The 17,415-nt window shown below is 63.1% G+C and carries 13 protein-coding genes and 1 other RNA gene; 10 read left to right on the top strand and 4 right to left on the bottom strand.

Translation table 11 applies throughout. The annotated features are described in order from the left end of the window. Positions 1 to 251: 251 nt before the first annotated feature. Positions 252 to 674, bottom strand: coding sequence for a hypothetical protein (locus ACOYYX_RS13865; protein ID WP_422930492.1), 423 nt, complete (start codon positions 672 to 674; stop codon positions 252 to 254). 66 nt (positions 675 to 740) lie between these two features. Between ACOYYX_RS13865 and infB the strand changes: the two genes are divergently transcribed. The 10 genes from infB to ssrA all read left to right on the top strand — a co-directional run bounded on the left by infB (position 741) and on the right by ssrA (position 12,480). Then, a complete protein-coding gene (infB, locus tag ACOYYX_RS13860) occupies positions 741 to 3,485 on the top strand; it encodes a translation initiation factor IF-2 (protein WP_422930491.1) in 2,745 nt (914 codons plus the stop codon). 117 nt (positions 3,486 to 3,602) lie between these two features. Further along, positions 3,603 to 3,884, top strand: coding sequence for a DUF503 domain-containing protein (locus ACOYYX_RS13855; RefSeq protein WP_422930490.1), 282 nt, complete (start codon positions 3,603 to 3,605; stop codon positions 3,882 to 3,884). 6 nt (positions 3,885 to 3,890) lie between these two features. Further along, on the top strand, positions 3,891 to 4,358 hold the full coding sequence (rbfA, locus tag ACOYYX_RS13850) for a 30S ribosome-binding factor RbfA (protein WP_422930489.1): 468 nt from the start codon (positions 3,891 to 3,893) through the stop codon (positions 4,356 to 4,358). An 85-nt stretch (positions 4,359 to 4,443) separates the two neighbouring features. Next, on the top strand, positions 4,444 to 5,310 hold the full coding sequence (locus tag ACOYYX_RS13845; RefSeq protein ID WP_422930488.1) for an endonuclease III domain-containing protein: 867 nt from the start codon (positions 4,444 to 4,446) through the stop codon (positions 5,308 to 5,310). Positions 5,311 to 5,613: 303 nt separating this feature from the next. Further along, entirely contained in the window at positions 5,614 to 7,992 is a 2,379-nt protein-coding gene (locus tag ACOYYX_RS13840; RefSeq protein WP_422930487.1) for a tetratricopeptide repeat protein, read from the top strand. Between the two features lie 240 nt (positions 7,993 to 8,232). Then, positions 8,233 to 8,970 carry a YebC/PmpR family DNA-binding transcriptional regulator gene (locus ACOYYX_RS13835; RefSeq protein WP_422930486.1) on the top strand — a complete coding sequence of 246 codons (738 nt, stop codon included), beginning with the start codon at positions 8,233 to 8,235 and terminating at the stop codon, positions 8,968 to 8,970. Positions 8,971 to 9,150: 180 nt separating this feature from the next. After that, complete coding sequence (locus ACOYYX_RS13830) at positions 9,151 to 10,320, top strand: LL-diaminopimelate aminotransferase (protein ID WP_422930485.1); 1,170 nt, start codon at positions 9,151 to 9,153, stop codon at positions 10,318 to 10,320. A gap of 65 nt (positions 10,321 to 10,385) precedes the next feature. Next, positions 10,386 to 11,411 (top strand): 2-amino-4-hydroxy-6-hydroxymethyldihydropteridine diphosphokinase, encoded by a 1,026-nt coding sequence (gene folK, locus ACOYYX_RS13825; RefSeq protein WP_422930484.1) that lies wholly within the window; start codon positions 10,386 to 10,388, stop codon positions 11,409 to 11,411. Positions 11,412 to 11,518: 107 nt separating this feature from the next. After that, positions 11,519 to 12,016: an SsrA-binding protein SmpB gene (gene smpB / locus ACOYYX_RS13820; RefSeq protein WP_422930483.1), complete on the top strand. Its 498-nt coding sequence runs from the start codon at positions 11,519 to 11,521 to the stop codon at positions 12,014 to 12,016. A 97-nt stretch (positions 12,017 to 12,113) separates the two neighbouring features. Continuing rightward, positions 12,114 to 12,480, top strand: a transfer-messenger RNA (tmRNA) gene (gene ssrA, locus ACOYYX_RS13815). A 144-nt stretch (positions 12,481 to 12,624) separates the two neighbouring features. On the opposite strand, the gene ACOYYX_RS13810 is transcribed toward ssrA, so the two are convergent. The 3 genes from ACOYYX_RS13810 to ACOYYX_RS13800 form a co-directional block, all read right to left on the bottom strand. Then, complete coding sequence (locus ACOYYX_RS13810) at positions 12,625 to 13,905, bottom strand: M14 family zinc carboxypeptidase (RefSeq protein ID WP_422930482.1); 1,281 nt, start codon at positions 13,903 to 13,905, stop codon at positions 12,625 to 12,627. Between the two features lie 456 nt (positions 13,906 to 14,361). Beyond that, positions 14,362 to 15,714, bottom strand: coding sequence for a cytochrome B6 (locus tag ACOYYX_RS13805; protein WP_422931626.1), 1,353 nt, complete (start codon positions 15,712 to 15,714; stop codon positions 14,362 to 14,364). Positions 15,715 to 16,169: 455 nt separating this feature from the next. Then, positions 16,170 to 16,832: a metallophosphoesterase family protein gene (locus ACOYYX_RS13800; RefSeq protein ID WP_422930481.1), complete on the bottom strand. Its 663-nt coding sequence runs from the start codon at positions 16,830 to 16,832 to the stop codon at positions 16,170 to 16,172. Between the last annotated feature and the right edge of the window lie 583 nt (positions 16,833 to 17,415).

Genomic DNA, 17,415 nt, shown 5'->3' with positions numbered 1-17,415 from the left:
TGTTGGGCGACCGGTCGGCAAGGTATTTACCCTTGATCGATCGGGCTGGCCCGGACAAGTGGTCCGGGCCGTGGCCCCACCCAGGAGGAGTTGCCGTTGTCCACGCGTGTCCACGAGTTGGCGAAAGAACTGGGTCTAAAGAGCCAGGAGCTTCTCGACCGAATTCAGCGTTGGGGGCTTGACGTCAAAGTCAGCGCCCTGGCGAGCCTAGACCCTGTGACGGTCGACCGGATCAGGCAATTGATGCATGGTCAGTCGGCATCGGCACCGCCGGCCGGGCCCCCTCGCGAGCAGTCATCCCCGACCCCGACAGCCCCTCCTTCGTCCCGACCAAGACCTCCGGAGACGCCCGCCATCAGCGCGACAGCTTCAACGGCGACCCGCCCGGCCTCGAGTGGCCCGGCCTCGTCGGTCGCCCCCGAACGCCCGACCACCCTGGGCACCCCTGCCTCGACGGTGACACACGAACGCCCGGCTTCGGGCCCGAGTGCGAGTGCTCCGGCCTCGACGGTCGCCCCCGAACGTCCCACGGCCCCCGCAGCGACGGCCCCCGCGGCCCAGGCCCCCCAGGTGGGTGCCAATCCCCCGCCCGGCCCCCCGTCCAACCGGCCCAGGCCCCGCAAGGCGCCGCGCGTCCTCCCGCGCCGGCGGCGACGTCTCCCTCTCATGGTCATGGGCCCGCACGCTCCTCGGCCCCGGCTCCCGCCCACGGTGCCCAGCTCAGCGGCGGCAACCCGCCCGTGGCAAGGCCTGGCGGACTCACCTCGCCACCCCGATCCGGCGGCCCCCTCTCCGGGCACACCCCGCATCGCGGGACCGGTGGTCCCGGTAGCCCTGGTGGTGGCGGTGGCGGCAACGTCGGTGGCAACGCGAATGCCCCCGTCCGACCGGCCAACCCCCAGCAGGCCCCGGTCGATTATCGCCCGAATCCGAGCACCCCGCCCCCGCTGAAGCGGAGCGACTACGTCTCCCCGGCGGGGATTCGTCAGGCCCATCCGCGGCAAGGACCTCCCCCGAACATCTCCCAGCGTCGGTCCGACGAGGATACGCAAGGCGGCGGGCCGAACGAGGGGAATCGTCGCGAGCCGCTGCCCGGTGGCGGAGCCCGCAGGCCCCTGCCCCCCGTGGCCACGAACTCGGGACCGACGGGCCAGATCCGCCGGCCGACCAACGTCCGCCCCGGCGGCGGAGGCCCCAGCAGCAGCGGTCCCGAGGTCAAAACCCAACGCCCCGAGAAGCGATACACTCCCGATGAGTTGATCGCGATGCGGAAGTCGGGCCAGCTCGGCACGACGCCGCCGGCGTCCACCCAGCAGCGTCCTGGTGCCGGCCCCGGTCGTCCGCAACAGCACCGTCCCGGCGGCCCCGGTGGCCCCGGCACGATGCCGCCTCGTCCCGGCATGGGCACCGGCCCTCAGGGCATCAGACGCCCGGGTCTGAATCAGGCCCCCGCCCCGGTTGCGCCCCCGGCGCCCCCGGTCGAGGAGGAGGATGATCGCAAGGGCAAGGGCAGCGGCCCCGGCTCCCGACTGGGGACCCCGGCCGATCGCGCCGGCCGCCGTGCCAAGCGCACCGAGCGGGCGACCGAGCGTCGCGTCTCCTCGCCGATGCCCGCCTCCGCGCTCATGAATGAGTCGGAGGAAGAGGCTCGTCGTTCTCGTGGGGGTCGCAAGGGCCACCACAAGGGAGGCGCCCGCGGCAACGCCCTCCAGGCTCGCAAGTCTCACGTCGAGATCGAGCTGCCGATCACAGTCCGGAGCCTCTCCGAAGTGACCGGGATCCGGGCCCAGGACCTGATCAAGCGCATGATGACGAGCCTCGGACAGCTCGTGAACATCAACGCGACGCTTGATGAGGAAATGGCCACGATGCTCGCCCTCGAGTTCGGCGTCGAGCTTGAGGTCGTCTACGAGCAAACCGCCGAAGATGACCTCCTCAAGTTCATCGATGACGAGTCGGATCCTGGCGACCAGGTCGCCAGGCCGCCGGTCATCACGATCCTCGGCCACGTCGACCACGGCAAGACGTCGCTGCTCGACCGCATCCGCAAGTCGAACGTCGTCTCGTCCGAGAGCGGCGGCATCACGCAGCACATCGGTGCGTATCAGGTCGAGCATGATGGCAAGCTCATCACGTTCGTCGATACCCCCGGCCACGAGGCGTTCACCGCCATGCGTGCCCGAGGTGCGAATGTCACCGACATCGTGGTCCTCGTCGTGGCCGCCGACGACGGCGTCATGCCGCAGACCCAGGAGGCGATCGCCCACGCGAAGGCGGCCGACGTCCCCATCGTCATCGCCCTGAACAAGATCGACCTGCCGAACGTGAACCTCAACAAGATCTACGGCGAGCTCTCGCAGCAGGATCTTGCTCCCGAGGAATACGGCGGCGATACGCCGGTCATCAAGACCTCGGCGATCACCGGCCAGGGCATCCCCGAGTTGCTCGAAATGCTCGGGATCGTCGCCGAGCTCCGCTGCGAGCTCAAGGCGGATCCCAAGCGTCCGGCGACGGGCACTTGCCTGGAAGCGTCGATCTCGGAAGGCCGGGGCGTCGTGGCCACCGTGCTCGTCCAGGACGGCACCCTCCGCGTCGGCGACGTGATGGTCTGCGGCGATGGCTTCGGCCGCGTCCGGGCCCTCTTCGACGACAAGGGGCGCTCCGTCACCGAGGCCGGCCCCTCGACCCCGGTCGAGGTCTCGGGCCTCGACGCGGTGCCGACCGCCGGCGAGAAGTTCGGCGTGGTCGACGACATCTCGCGAGCCCGCGAGATCGCCGAGTCGCGTCGGCTCCGGACCCGAGGCGTCGCCCTGGGCGAACGCCAGGCGGTCACGCTCGAGAACCTCTACAGCAAGATGGCCGAGCAGAAGGTCAAGAACCTCAACTTGATCCTCAAGACCGACGTCCAGGGGTCGCTCGAGGCACTCATCAAGGAGCTCGAGAAGCTCGAGAACACCGAGGTGCCGATCCGGGTCCTGCTCAAGGGCGTGGGCGGCATCACCGAGAGCGACATCCTTCTGGCGGACGCCTCGCAGGCCATCGTCATCGGCTTCCGGGTCGCCCCCGAAGACCGCGCCATCACCATGGCCGATGAGAAGAAGATCGACATCCGTCGATACGACATCATCTACCAGGTGACGGACGAGATCAAGAAGGCCGTCGAGGGTATGCTCGTCCCCGAGATCAAGGAGGTCCACCTCGGCCGAGCGGTTGTGCGGCAGACCTTCAAGATCTCGAAGATCGGCACCGTCGCGGGCTGCTTCGTGACCCAGGGCACGTTCGAGCGATCGGCGAAGGCCCGCCTGATCCGCGAAGGCCGCGAGATCTACAAGGGTGGCATCGAGGCCCTCAAGCGGTTCAAGGACGACGTCAAGGAAGTCCGCGAAGGGTTCGAGTGCGGTATCAAGATCACCAATTTCGATGACTTGAAGACCGACGACGTGATCGAAGCCTACCGGATCGACGTCATCCGCCGTACGCTCTGATCCTGGCCTGAAACCTGGCGGTGGCCGGCGCCATCCGGGGAACCCCGGATGGCGCCGTGCGCCGCCGGGCTCATCGGCCGACAAACCCGAATCGACATCGAGAACGAGCGAGCCGTCATGACCGTGGCAACCCTCCGCCTGGATCTGCGGATCGGTGGCTGCCATTCCGCACGAGAGAAGCGCCGAAGGATGCAGACGATCATGACCAAGCTCCGTAAACACTTCAACATCTCGGTCGCCGCCACCGACATGGATGGCGAGCCGTCGGGGATCTCCTTCCTCTTCGCCGCGGCCGGGAGCGGCCGTCGCGAGGTTTTCGAAATCCTGGAGCGCATCACCGAAGCCTTGGCCGTGTACCCAGGGGCGGAGCTCCTGAGTCATGCCATCTCGGAGGTCTAAGCCCCCATGTCCTCGCATCGCAACTTGCGCTTGGCCGAGGCTATCCGCGAGGTGGTCGCCTCCGCGATTCTCTTCGAACTGTCCGACCCGAGGGTCCACTCGGTCACGGTCTTGAAGGTCGAGCTCGCCAGCGACCTGCGCAACGCCACTGTTTTCGTCTCGATCATGGGCTCGAAGGCCGACCAGGATCGGACGATGGCCGGCCTCCGCTCCGCCTGTGGCTTCCTCCAGTCCCGCGTCGCCGCGCGGCTGCAGACCCGCTTCACGCCGATCCTGGGTTTCAAGAAAGACGAGAGCATCAAGAAGTCGGTCGAGATCTCCAAGCTGATCGACTCGGTGATGGCCGCTGATCGCCAGGCCGACGCTGACGCCAACGCCGAGGTCGATGACGAGGCCGCGGATTCCGACGACGATGAATCCGACCTGATCGACGCCGACGACCCCTCCTCCTCAAGGCCCGGCTCCGACATCTAAGCCCAACATCATCATCGCCGGGCGCGGGTCCACACTGACGTCCGGCTTGTTTTCATACATACTCCCGACCCGAATCCGCACACCCATGGCCACACAAAGCAAAGCGCAATTCCTCAACGACGTCCTGGCGCAGCTCAAGAAGCGCTACAAGCAGAAGCCCGAGCGCGCCACGCCGAAGTTGACGGTCCTTGAGGCGGTGATTTTCGGGATCTGCCACGAGGATGGCACTCGGGAGCAGGCGAACAAGGCCCTGACGCGATTCAAGGAAGACTTCTTCGACTGGAACGAAGTCCGCGTCAGCTCGCTCGAGGAAATCCAGGGGGTCCTGGCCGGCCTCCCCAACGCCGAAGACCGGGCCTATCGCCTCCGTCGCTTCCTCCGCCAGCTCTTCGAGAAGACCTACGGCTTCACCCTCGAGGCGCTCGCGAAGAAGCCCCTCAAGGAGTCGATGAAGCTGCTCCAGGAATACGAACTCCTGCTGGCGTCAGACTACGTCCTGGCGGCCGTCGTCCAGTACGCGCTCGGCGGCCATGCCCTTCCTCTCGACTCGTCCCTGCGTCGCGTCCTGGAACGGCTCGGGATCGCCGAAGCCGAGGTCGACCTGCCGACCCTGCGCGGGACCCTCGAACGCGCCATCCCCAAGAATCGTGCGGGCGAATTCCTCGAGCTATTCGAAGACCTCGCGGGCGACACCTGCATCGAAGGGGTGCCCGATTGCCCTCGTTGCGAGCTCGTGAAGATGTGCCCCACGGGCCTCGGCCAGAAGGAAGTGGGCGAGACGGCGAAGGCCTCGAGCGCCAAGACGTCCAAGGAGAAGGCGCCGAAGGAACCCAAGGTCGGCGCGAAGGCTCCCACCGCGGTCGCCAAGCCCGCGAAGGACGCCCCCCCTGCACCCGCCCCCGCCGCAGCCCCTCAGAAGACGGCCAAGGGGAAATCGAGCGGGACGAAGTGATCGAGAGCCTCTCCACGCCGAGGCCGGAAGACCTCCCCTGAAGCTCGAGGCTTCGGCGCTCGGGGAGGCCCCGGATCGGCCGCAAAGACTTGAGTAGCACTCTCCTGCTTCGACATTGAGTCACGCGCGGGTCAAGGGCGACGACCTTGGCACGCGAATTCGCTTCGTGATAATCTGGTCTTAGCTTTTTTCCCAGCCGAGGCCGGTTCCACGGGAGAGTGGGACGGTCGAGGGTTGGTAGATTGCGTGGACCGGGCTATCGCCCAACGTCAATGTCCGGCGTGTCGCCGTGGAGACGCACTCATGGTCGGGTTGCTTCATCCGAGGGTTCTTGCACTGGCCTGGACGATCGGGATCGCACTCCTCCCCGCTTCAACCTGGGCCGAACCTCCCGCCGACGCGAAGCCGGCCAACTCCAAGCCGCAAGACACGCCCCGGGCCCAGGTCCAGGCCGAGACCTACGCCCTGCCCGGCGAGGACGCCCCCGGGCACTTCGTCCCCAAGAACCCTCGATCGGTCGACGAGAGGCGCACCATCGACGCCGTCCGCGACTTCAGCACCGCGAGGGCCCTGGAAGACCAGCGGGCCTGGTCCGAAGCCGTCGACCTCCTCCAGGAAGGCCTGAAGCTCGAGCCCGACTCCGTCCCCATCCTCAAACGCCTCAGCCGCCTCTGCTTCATGCGAGGCAAGACCGAGGATGGCCTGAAATACGCCCGACGCGTGCTCGACACCGAGCCTGGCGACACCGACACGATCGCCCGACTCGTCACCCACTACGCGAGGAAGTCGGACTTCCCGGCGATCGAGTCGCTGCTCAAGGAAGTCCTCGACAACCCCCGCCTCGAGCCCCATTCGTCCGGCAGGCTCCTCGCCCTCTACGAACTTGGCCGCCTCTACTGGGATCGGCTCAACCGGAGCGATAAAGCCGCCGAAGCCTTCGCCCAGGTCCTCGACGCCCTCGACGAGAAGTCCGCCAATCGCCTCTCGCCCCTCGACCAGGCCCGAATCCTCGGCGATGACCCCGCCGAGACTTACCTGGACTTCGGAAAGGCCTTCGCCAAGACCAAGCGCTATGACCTCGCCATCAAGGCATTCCAGCGCGGCCTGGTCTACAACGAAGAGCACGCGCAGCTCCCCCTGAGCCTGGCCGAGACCTACATGCAGGTCGGCAAGAATGAGGAAGCTCTGAGCCTTGTCGACCACTACATCAAGCGACAGCCGCAGGGGCCCGAGGGCTTCGAACTCCTCGAGAAGATCCTGACCTCGCTGCATCGCGAGAAGGACATGACGCCGAGGCTCGAAGAAGCGGCCCGGCTCGACTCCAAGAATGTGCCGCTCCAGTACGCCCTCGCCGACCACTACCACAAGATCGGCCAGGTCGATAAGGCCGAGGCGATCTACAAGTCGCTCCTCGAAGCCCAGCCGACGCCCGAAGGCTACTCCGCCCTCGCCGCCTCGCTCCTGAAGCGGAAGAAGTTCGAGGACCTCCTCAAGGTCTTCGCCGAGGCCCTCACCCGCCAGCGCGGATTCGAGGCGATCAAGAAGCAGCTCGAGGCCGTCATCAAAGATCCGAGCCTGTCGGACGAGGTCCTCGACGCCGGCTACAAGATGCTCGAGGACACCCCGCCCCGGCTCGACCGGATCGGCGTCGACATCCTCAAGGCCATCGGCAAGGAGTCGGGCAAGTCCGACAAGCTGATGAAGATCCTCAGGCTCACCCTGAAGCAGGATCCGACCCCGCAGATCTACCGAGAGATCGCCCACAGCCTGGGTGAAGATCTCCACAAGTACGACGAGGCCTCCTCGACGATCGTGGAGATGATGGACCGCTTCAAGGAGGAACGGAACCCCCGCACCCTGATCACGCTGGGCGATTACCTCCGACGCGCGGGGAAGTATGGCGAGGCGATCGAATACCTGCGAGAGGCCCTCAAGCTCGACCCGCAGAACGCGGAAGGACAGATCGTCCTCGGGTGGAGCCTCTTGATGTCGGGCAAGATGGACGAGGGTTTCGACACCATCCGCAGCCTCCTCAAGAACGACCCGGCCAACCCGACCTGCAACCGAATCTATGCCTCCCTGCTGGTCCAGTTCGGCCGCAACGATGAGGCGATCAGCTACCTGAAAGAGCTGCTCCAGCGCTATCCCAACAACGATGAGCTCTTCCAGATCGCGCACTCGAGCCTATCCGTCGCCTACGTCAATATCGGCGACTACGGCAAGGGCGAATCGGAGCTCGAGACCCTCTTCCAGGTCCAGCCGGATGACCCTGGCGTGAACAACGACCTGGGATACCTCTACGCCGACCAGGGGAAGAACCTCGAGCGGGCCGAGTCCATGATCCGCAAGGCCCTTGAGGAAAAGCCCGACGAGAGTGCCTATCTCGATAGCCTTGGCTGGGTCCTCTACAAGCGTGGCAAGTTCCAGGAAGCGGTCGTCCCGCTGGAGAAGGCCATCAAGAGCCTGAATAGCGGCGGAGACGCCACGATCCACGAGCACCTGGGCGACGTCTACTTCCGGCTCCAGGAGAACGCCAAGGCGAAGGCGGCCTGGGAAGAGGCGGAGAAGGCCGCAAAGAAGGCCATCCCCAGCGACAAGCGTCTGCCGGAGATCCGCAAGAAGCTCGAGTCGCTGAGCAAGCTGCCTCCCGCCGCGAAGCCGGCGGATGGCAACTCGCCCTGACCTACTTGATACGAGGCGGCTGACCACCAACCTCACGCAAAGAGTTCGATGCCATCCGCACCTACGGTGGAGAGACGCAACATCCAAGCGCTATCCACCTTGGAGCGGAAGCATGCTAAAATCATTTGCTTGGCGCCGATCGGGCGAGAACTCCGACCGAAGAGTCGGCGAGCGGGTGCGTCCTTCGCAACCACCGGGACGCGCGATCGATCCGAGGATTGCAGGGAGTATTGCAGCAACATGGCAGGCCATTCCCATTCGGCGAATATCGCGCACCGCAAAGGAGCCGTCGACGCGAAGCGAGGCAAGCTCTTCAGCAAGCTCTGCCGCGCCATCTTCGTCGCCGCCCGCGCCGGCGGTGGCGACCCCGACTCCAACCTCAGGCTCCGATACGCCATCGATAAGGCTCGCTCCTATAGCTGTCCCAAGGACAACATCGAGCGGTCCATCAAGAAGGCCACCGGCGAACTCGGTGGCGAGAACTACGAGGAAGTGACCTACGAAGGTTACGGCCCCGGCGGCGTCGCAGTCCTTTGCGAAGCCCTCACCGACAACCGCAACCGGACCGCCAGCGAACTCCGCAAGATCTTCGAAGTTTGCGGCGGCAACCTCGGCTCGACGGGGTGTGTCAGCTACCTCTTCACCTACAAAGGGGTCTTCCTGATCGAGGCGAAGACCGTCGCCGAAGAGCGGTTGATGGAAGTGGCCCTCGAGGCCGGAGCTGACGACTTCAAGCGCGTCGAAGACTACTTCGAGGTTACCTGCGATCCCAAGGAATTCGAATCCGTCCGCAAGGCGTTCGAAGCCGAGAAGATCGCCGTGGAGAGCGCCGAGACGAGCTACATCCCGACCAATGCGGTCGACCTCGACCTCGAGAACGGGAAGCGCATGCTCAGGCTGCGGGACCTGCTCGACGAGAATGAGGACGTCCAGAACGCCTACTCCAACGACAACATCCCCGAAGCCGCGATGGCCTGAGCCGCCCCGGCTTCCGATTCCCACATGCTCTCATGATCGCACCGCGTTCCTACTCTCCACGAGTTAGCGTCCCGCGGTGCCCTTCTTCGCCGATCTTGCGCGTGCTTGTACTGCTCGAAGACTTCGCCAATCCCCGAGGTTTGCGGTCGGGTCTTTTCGCTTTCTTCTCCAGGAACATCGATGTCGACGCAATTCGTCAAGTCTGAGCGGCTCCAGAAGCTCCCGCCCTACCTGTTCGCCGAGATCGACAAGAAGAAAAAAGCGGCGATCGCCGCGGGCCGAGACGTCATCAACTTGGGCGTCGGCGACCCCGATCGGCCGACCCCGCCGTCGATCATCAACAGCCTGCAGAAGCACGTCGAGAACCCGGCGTTCCACCAGTACGCCCTCGACCAGGGCGCCCCCGAGCTGCGCCAGTCGATCGCGACCTTCTGCAAGTCGCGCTACGGGATTGACCTCGACCCGAACTCCGAGATCCTGCCCCTGATCGGCTCGAAGGAAGGGATCGCCCACTTCCCGCTCGCCGTGCTCAACCCCGGCGACATCAGCCTGGTCCCCGACCCCTGCTACCCGGTCTACCGCTCCAGCAGCATGTTCGCGGGTGCCGACGTCTACACGATGCCGCTCGAGCCGAAGCTCGGCTTCCTCCCCGACATCGACGCCATCCCGGCCGACGTCTTCACCCGCGCCCGCTTGATGTTCCTGAACTACCCGAACAACCCGACGGGCGGCGTCGCCGATCTCCCCTTCTTCGAGAAGGTCGTCAACCTGGCCAAGACGCATAATCTCACGATTGCGCAAGACGCCGCTTACAACGAGATGTATTTCGATCACCCGGCGCCGAGCATCCTGCAGGTCCCGGGGGCCAAGGACGTCGCGATCGAGTTCCACAGCCTCTCGAAGACATTCAACATGACCGGCTGGCGCGTCGGCTTCGCCATCGGAGGGGCCCCCCAGATCGCGGCCCTCGGCCAGGTGAAGGCGAACTGCGACTCGGGCATCTTCACGGCGATCCAGTTCGCCGGCAAGACGGCCCTCGACGAGTACGACACCCTGACCCCGCCGATCCGGGCGCTCTACAAAGAACGGCGCGACGCCTTCGTCGCCGGCCTCAAGAAGCTTGGCTGGGAAGTGAAAGCCCCCGAGGCCACCTTCTACGTCTGGATCCCCTGCCCCAAGGGATACACGTCCACGGAGCTCTGCGGCCGGCTCCTCGACGAAGCCAACGTCGTCACCACCCCCGGCCTCGGCTTCGGCCACACGACCGACGGATACATCCGCGTGGCTCTGACTGTCGAGACGCCCCGCCTGCTCGAGGCCATCGACCGCATCAGCAAGCTCTCCCTCTGATTCGACGAGGCCATCCGGAGGAGCCGGGCCCCGACCCGGCTTGATCGCCTTTGAGCACTCTCGCGTTGATTGCTCTCGGCAGTAATCTCGGCGATCGCAAGGCACACCTCGACTCGGCCATCGCCGCGATGGCCGAGTCGCCCGGCATTACGCTCCAGGCCGTGAGCCCCTTCCACGAGACGGACCCGATCGGTGGCCCGATCGGTCAAGGAGCCTTCCTCAACGCCGCGGCCTCAGTCGTCACGACGCTCGACCCTGTCGACCTCCTCCAACGCCTGCACGGCATCGAGCGAGACGCTGGTCGCGTCCGCAAGGTTCATTGGGGAGAGCGTCCCCTCGACCTCGACCTCCTCTTCTATGGGGATCGGATCATCGAGACCAGTCCGGTCCAGAACCGGGTCTTCGGCGGCGCCAGCATCGGCCTGACCCTCCCCCACCCTCGCTTCTCCTTCCGCCGGTTCGTCCTGGAACCCCTGAGCGAGATCGCAGGCGACTTCGTCGACCCCCTCACCGGCCGGACGGTCGCGGAGATCCTCGCCAACCTGGATCGCCGTCCTTCGTACTTTGCAGTCCACAACCTTGACGACCGATTTCTCGATGCCCTCTCCCGTAGCCTCGCTCGCGTCGTCCCAGGGACGATCGAGATTGAGGATCGCCCCCCGCCGACCTCGGACCACAAGTCTCCCTACAAACCTCGACGGGCGATGGATCGTCCCCAAAGCTCGGGCACGCCGCAGAGGAGGCAGCTCCGTCGCCAGTACCTCGCGCTCCACAAGGGCCGCTGGACCTCGCGCGTCTCGCCCGATTCCTGGCTCGTGAGTCGTTTCTGGTTCGATGCGAATTTTGGCGTCGAGGCCTTGTCGGAGCCCGGCTTCGAGGCGGTTCGGGAGCGATTCCTGGGAAAGCGTGGCGACGTGATCGAACCCGCATGGGTCGTGGCGCCTCCAGGGTCTCGCCTTTCGTTCGCGAAAGGCTCTCGAACCTGGGGCGGTGATCCAACCTTGGGACGAACGCCGATCCTGGAGGTCTCTCCCAGCGACGAGGAGCAGGCGATCGACCAGATCATTGCGGCGATGTATGCCTCGCGCTGACGAGGCCGACGCAAGATCGCCGGCACGTCGCCTGTCGTTCCACCCCGCGTGCCTTTATAATTCATTCATGCGAGGCATGCGGACCGGCGAATCGAGGGACCGAGGCGATGGCCAAGAGTGGCAGCAAATCCAAGGGTAAGGGCAAAGAGGACGAATCGTTCATCATCGTCGCGCGCAACCGTCGCGCGCGGTTCGAGTTCGAGCTCCTCGAATCGATTGAGGCGGGCATCGTCCTCACCGGGACGGAGGTCAAGAGCCTCCGCACGGGCAAGGCGAGCCTGGAGGAATCCTACGCGGGGATCGACAACGAGGAGGTCTGGCTCTACGGTTGCGACATCCCGGAGTATCTCCAGGCCAACCGGATGAACCACAAGGCGAAGCGACCTCGCAAGCTCCTGCTCCACCGCCAGGAGATCGACAAGCTGATCGCCAAGGCCTCGGAGCGCGGCCTGACGATCGTCCCGTTGCGCATCTACTTCAAGGAAGGCATGGCCAAGGTCGAGATCAGCATCGCCCGCGGGCGAAAGCTCTACGATAAGCGAGATGCGCTCAAGAAGCAGGACGCCAAGCGTGACATCGATCGTGCGATTCGCGGCCGGGGCTGATCCCGATTTTCTCGCGAACCAAACGGCGACTTGACGCGTCTCTATTTGTAGGGATAATACCCCTGTGGCCGCGAGAGCGGCCATTCTTTCTCAATTCGGGGGCGAACCAGGATCGACCGGATTGCTGAAGTGAAAGGTGGCGTGTCGAGGTTGGTCAGCGGGCCTCGTAAAAAGCCGACCAAACTTTATCTGCCGAGAGGACTCCCTCTCTCCGTATGGCTGCCTAAAGAGCAGAAACGGCTTCGTTGCGGGTCTTTTCCCGTGAGCCTCGCACGAAGACGCCAAAGCGGGATCGCTTGTGCCTAACCGCCCGTTGCGGCACGAGCTAAACTCATGATGGGATAAGCCGAAAGATACCTCGTCGCTGGGGGATCCTAGGCCGACAATTAAATCAGCGACTACACACGTAGATGCCCTCACAGATGGATCTCGGGACGCGGGTGCAATTCCCGCCGCCTCCACTACCACCGCCGCATACGCGGCGACAACTCGGGACAACCGACGACTGAACCCCCGCCCTGGCGGGGGTTTTTTCGTTGGTGGGGCGACGTCAGGATCAATTCCCGTCGCCGACAGGGAAGGGTCGATTTGTCAAGGCCTGGGACGTCTCAAGGCTCCACGACGCGAAAATACTCGTCGAAGACGGAGGTTAGTTGCTCGCCATAGTGGATCCAGTGGCGGCTTGAGGGGTAGTCGTCCAGGCCGGCGATCCAGTTGACGTTCAGTTCATGGACAGCGGCGTCGATGCCGAAGCGCTGGAGCCAGCCTTCTCCAAGAGTGCCGGCGTTGTGAAAGGTCTCGTTCGTGCTGCCTTCGGTGAACCAGGTGTGCTGGCGTAGAAGAGCCTCGAGGGTTCGCATGCGGGCGACGTGACGCTCGAGGTCGGGGATGGGGGGGCGGCTGACGTGGAATTTGCCACTCGCGTCGTTGTGGAGTTCGAGTGCGAGGTGTGGTTTCTTGGAAGCTGCGATCATTCCTACGAGCCAGGTTTCGAGGGCATGGTTCTCGGGGGCGAGTTGAGGGTCGGCGGGTTGGTCCCAGTTTCGGTTCAAGTCTTTGCCCCGAGCGTTGAAGCGAGTCCGTCCGAGGGCAACTCCGTCCTTATTCGCCATCGGGAGGACGTAAACCGCGTATCGCTCGAGATAGCCTCGTAACACGGGGTCGTCGCGGAGTAGGTGGTCAATGAGGCCCTGGATAACCCAGTTGCCGCCGGGTTCCCAGGGGTGGGCCCGGGCGCGGAGGAAGACACGCCGGGGGGCGTCGGCCTTGCCAACGCAGAGGATTTCTAGATTGCGACCTTCGGCCGTTTTTCCGATCGGGGTGATGGAAACGCGAGGGTCACGCCGCAGCCTCGCGAGCCAGGCTTCGAGGTCGGAGAGGCGGTAAGGCTCGGCGCGGGCGACGTAGAGCGAGGGGGATGTCATCTTTAGTTTCAGTCGGACTCGATTCTCAGGGAGGATTTCCATGGGGATGTGCTTCCAGTTCTTACCATCCTCCGAGACGACTGCCACCTTGAACTCGGGGGCGACCGAACCCTTCTTTCCGTTCCAAACGTTGTCGAGATTTTTAAACTCGATGACGAGTTCCGATCCCCGTCTTGCCTGAATGCGGAAGTGGAAGTGCCCCGCCGCGCGATTCGGCGAGGAACGTTCGTGGTCGTAGTTGAGGTGGACCAGGATCGTTCCGTCGGCGGCCTCCTCGTACCATAGAGGCGAGGCGTTCTCGAACCCGGTATCAATGAACTCGAGGCCCGACTCATGTCCTCCGTCGATCCTCGGAGCGGGTTGTTGGCTGGTTGTGGAAGAGTCGGCCACGGCGATGGGGGGTATCGCGGCCAAGTGGATGAGGCAGACGAACGCAAGGGCGATCATGCGGAGGATTACTTTCATGAACTTACCCTGGGTCCTGTGGTACGGGAATCCATGACTTGTCCATTTACATTACCCGACTGACCAAGGGTTTGCAGCCACCGAAGAATGACCTGACCTGCTTCTCGATTGGGCACGATTGATGCGCCTCTCCGAGTGAATCCGCCGCGGTTCGCAGAAATCTCATTTTCAAAACATAGACACATAGTGACAATAATGATAAAATCATAGAATATTTATTGCAAATTTTATATTTATAAAAAACTATATGGACATAAATTTACCATAAAAGATTAGGACAACCAGCCCATCTGTTGTACCAAGCAACAAAGCGACGTATCAATCATCGATTCTCAAATCGCGAAACGAGATGGATACGTCGCCTTATTGCTCTCTCAACACAACGACTGTTGCGCGTGCGGCTATCGTTGAAAACCTGCTAAATCAAGTGATCGCCAGATCGCTCACCTGGAAGCCTCAGAGCTGCCGCATGAAGGTCACGATGTCGAGTTTTTCCTGCTTGGAGAGCTTGAGTTCGAGAATCAGGTTGAAGAACTCGACCGTGTCGTCGAGGGTCAAGAGACGGCCGTCGTGCAGGTAGGGAGGGGTATCCTTGATGCCTCGGAGGGGGAAGTTCTTGATGGAGCCGTCGCCGATGGCGGTGTGGTTGTTGATCGTGCGAGACTTGAAGAAGCGCTCCGTCTTCAGGTTATGCATCAGATTGTCGGTGTAATAAGGAGGCGTGTGGCAGGTCGCGCACTTGGCCTTGCCGAAGAAGAGGTCCTGGCCTCGTAGCTCGGCTTCGGTGGCCTTGCGGGGGTCGAGCTTGCCGTCGATGCCGAGCTTGGGCGCGGGGGGGAAGTCCAGGAGTTCCTGGAATTCGGCCATGAAGGAGACCTGAGTGGAGCGATCGAGGCGGTTGACGCCCTTCTTGGCGGCGATGACGTGGTCGCCGTCGAAGTAGGCACCGCCTTGTTCGAACTCGGTGAAGTCCTCGATGCTCTTCAAGGCTCGCTGGGAACCGAAGAGTCGCTCGATGTGGACACCGCGGAGGGTCGGGGTGTCGATGCGGTGGCGGAAGGATTGGGGCCGGACGTCGGGGGCCAGGTGGGTCGAGCCGTTGGCATGGCCGTTCGCGTGACAGTCGAAGCAGGTGACGCCTCGGCTCGCCTTGGCCGAGCGGCGGTCGTCGGTCGCGTTGAATTGTTGCTGGGGGAACGGGGTGACGAGGAGGCGCAGGCCTTCGAGTTGCTTCGGGTTCAGGATACCGCTGAAGATCTCGAAGTAATTGGCGAGCGTCACGACCTTGCCTTGCGAGACGTCGCCGAGGTCGGGACGGGTCGTCAGGTAGATCGGGGCTGGGAATTCCGGGAGGAAATGGTCGGGAAGGTCGTAGTCGAGGTCGTAGCGAGTGAGGTCGCGATCCTCTTGCTTCTTGATTTCATCGATATGAAACTTCGGGAAGACCATGCCCCCTTCCGGGTGATTGGGATGGGACAGGGGCATGAAGCCGGGTGGGAAGAGGTCGCCGGCGCGGATCTCGTCGGGGGTCATGGAGCCCAGCTTTTCCCAGGTCATGCCCGCTGGCAACTTGGTCCGGGCACCTTCCTGGATCGGCTTGCCGCGCGACATGGTCGCTCCGTCGGCCGGTCGGTCGCTCAGGTCGTAGCGATCGTTGAGGAGCTTCAACTGCCGCTGCATGATCTCGGGTTTTTCCGCTTCCATCCGCTTCTGGGTCTCGGTGGTCGTCTCCTTCACGACGACCGGGAGATAGCTCGTGGGCGGGGCTTCGGGTTGCTGGCCCCGTGCCAGGCCGGGTAACGCCACCATCAACGCGATGGCCAGTCGATGAGAGGCAAAGACGGACTTCATGGCCGTATCCCTCGTTCCTGTCATTTGGAAATGTGATGCGACACTCAGCCGGATCGTGTCGACGCGATCGCCTACTCTTGTGGTAGCTCTCGCTCAAAGTCAATCGACCTAGCACTGAAGTACGCGAGTTCTTTCCCGCGCGATGCTGGACGGCCGGTCTGTTACGCCGTCCTCCTACGCTCCGAGTCCTTCAAATTTTTGCCGATACTTTAATCGCATTCCGGTCAATGGGTGGGTAGAAGGCCGCAAGTAAGCACCCAGGCTTGAAATTACGCCTCGACGATCTGACTCGCCGCCACTCAATTTAAGGCGTGGTAGGCGGACACGAGCGTCGGGCGAGAGTGAGAGTTGAACATCAGGGACGGGAAGTGGCTGGCGGTAGTCGACCCGGTCGAGCCGCGATGCCCCGTGAGTCAAGACGATCGCAGATTCCCCTCGCGATCGGCCTGCCATACTTCCCCGGTCAACACATCCAGCGCCGTCAGCCAGCCGCCGCCGTAGCAAAACGTGTCGATACATTTCAGGTGGCCGAGGTCGAAGATCTCGCCGTTCTTCTGAGAGGTATGGCCGACGACGACCGTCTTCCCCGAATCGTGCGGGCCTGGCAGCGCGTCGCGGAGGGATTCCCAACGCAGCATGCAAACGGGTTGATCGGTCATGGGGAGGTCGGCGAAGTAATTCGCGTGGAGGAAGATGTGGGAGTTCGTCTCGAAGAAATCCAGACACTTCTGGATGAAGTCGAAGTGCGCCTCGGGGATGTTCGCCAGGTCTCGGCCGGGACCGTAGGAATCCAGGGTCGCCGTGCCGCCGATGTCGAGGAACCAATAGATCGGGTACTTGCCGCTTCGGACATCGAGGAGCATCTGGTCGTGGTTTCCGAGGATCGGGACGAGTCGGCAGACTCGACCAAGCTCGACGAGACGATCGATGACGCCGCGGCTATCAGGTCCTCGGTCGATGTAGTCTCCGAGGGTGATGATCGTGTCCTGAGGTCGAGGCCGGATGGCATCAATCAACGCATCCAGGGCCGCAGAACAACCGTGGATGTCGCCGATCGCGATGGTGCGTCCAGGCATGAAAATCGCTCACTCCAGACATCATTCTCGGGGAACTTCCGAGGACTCGGCATGAAGGCGAGGACAAATCCCGACCGCCTATCCCATGCAATTATTCTTCAGCCAGAGATTGTACTTGATTCCATAAACAGCCGGAGTAACTCGCCGCGGAAACCAGCCATCCTCCGAGCATTTCAACAGCTTAAAAAGAAGACATTAAAACCTGACCAGAGTCCGGCCATTTCCCGAGAAGCCTCATTTGTTTTCCACATGTTTACACAAATAATTCTGAAAGATACTGGGCACGCGGGTGTGAATTCAAGAGCGATTCGATGGCAACATAACCCCCTAAAAAAGCACAGCGGTCGCGATGGCAGAATTGTGGGTTTGGTGTGAAGTTGATCGCGACTTCTCATTCTCCAGGTTCGGTGTTTTCGCTAGCCAGTACGAAATGGCAGTGCCCCTCATCCACTCCTCGCCAATCCCCTGCCGCGTGCGGGTTCCATGAGTTAATTTCGGGCCATTCGAATGTCGAACTCATTCGCAGGTGCTATATCATTGTGACGGCCAAGGAACCCGAGTGAAGTCCCTGGCTTTCAATCTT

It is taken from the genome of Singulisphaera chitinilytica, assembly GCF_049331405.1.
Lineage (GTDB): Bacteria > Planctomycetota > Planctomycetia > Isosphaerales > Isosphaeraceae > PoT.
Note: the sequence above shows the minus strand (reverse complement) of the source record. Positions and strands in the feature narration are given on the sequence as shown.

Bases quoted from the DNA above. Each gene is read 5' to 3' on its own strand.
- ACOYYX_RS13840 (WP_422930487.1), top strand. From the start codon at position 5,614: ATGGTCGGGTTGCTTCATCCGAGGGTTCTTGCACTGGCCTGGACGATC.
- ACOYYX_RS13835 (WP_422930486.1), top strand. From the start codon at position 8,233: ATGGCAGGCCATTCCCATTCGGCGAATATCGCGCACCGCAAAGGAGCC.
- smpB (WP_422930483.1), top strand. From the start codon at position 11,519: ATGGCCAAGAGTGGCAGCAAATCCAAGGGTAAGGGCAAAGAGGACGAA.
- ACOYYX_RS13800 (WP_422930481.1), bottom strand. From the start codon at position 16,832: ATGCCTGGACGCACCATCGCGATCGGCGACATCCACGGTTGTTCTGCG.
- ACOYYX_RS13865 (WP_422930492.1), bottom strand. From the start codon at position 674: ATGACCATGAGAGGGAGACGTCGCCGCCGGCGCGGGAGGACGCGCGGC.
- ACOYYX_RS13845 (WP_422930488.1), top strand. From the start codon at position 4,444: ATGGCCACACAAAGCAAAGCGCAATTCCTCAACGACGTCCTGGCGCAG.
- ACOYYX_RS13855 (WP_422930490.1), top strand. From the start codon at position 3,603: ATGACCGTGGCAACCCTCCGCCTGGATCTGCGGATCGGTGGCTGCCAT.
- ACOYYX_RS13805 (WP_422931626.1), bottom strand. From the start codon at position 15,714: ATGGTGGCGTTACCCGGCCTGGCACGGGGCCAGCAACCCGAAGCCCCG.
- ACOYYX_RS13830 (WP_422930485.1), top strand. From the start codon at position 9,151: ATGTCGACGCAATTCGTCAAGTCTGAGCGGCTCCAGAAGCTCCCGCCC.
- rbfA (WP_422930489.1), top strand. From the start codon at position 3,891: ATGTCCTCGCATCGCAACTTGCGCTTGGCCGAGGCTATCCGCGAGGTG.
- ACOYYX_RS13810 (WP_422930482.1), bottom strand. From the start codon at position 13,905: ATGAAAGTAATCCTCCGCATGATCGCCCTTGCGTTCGTCTGCCTCATC.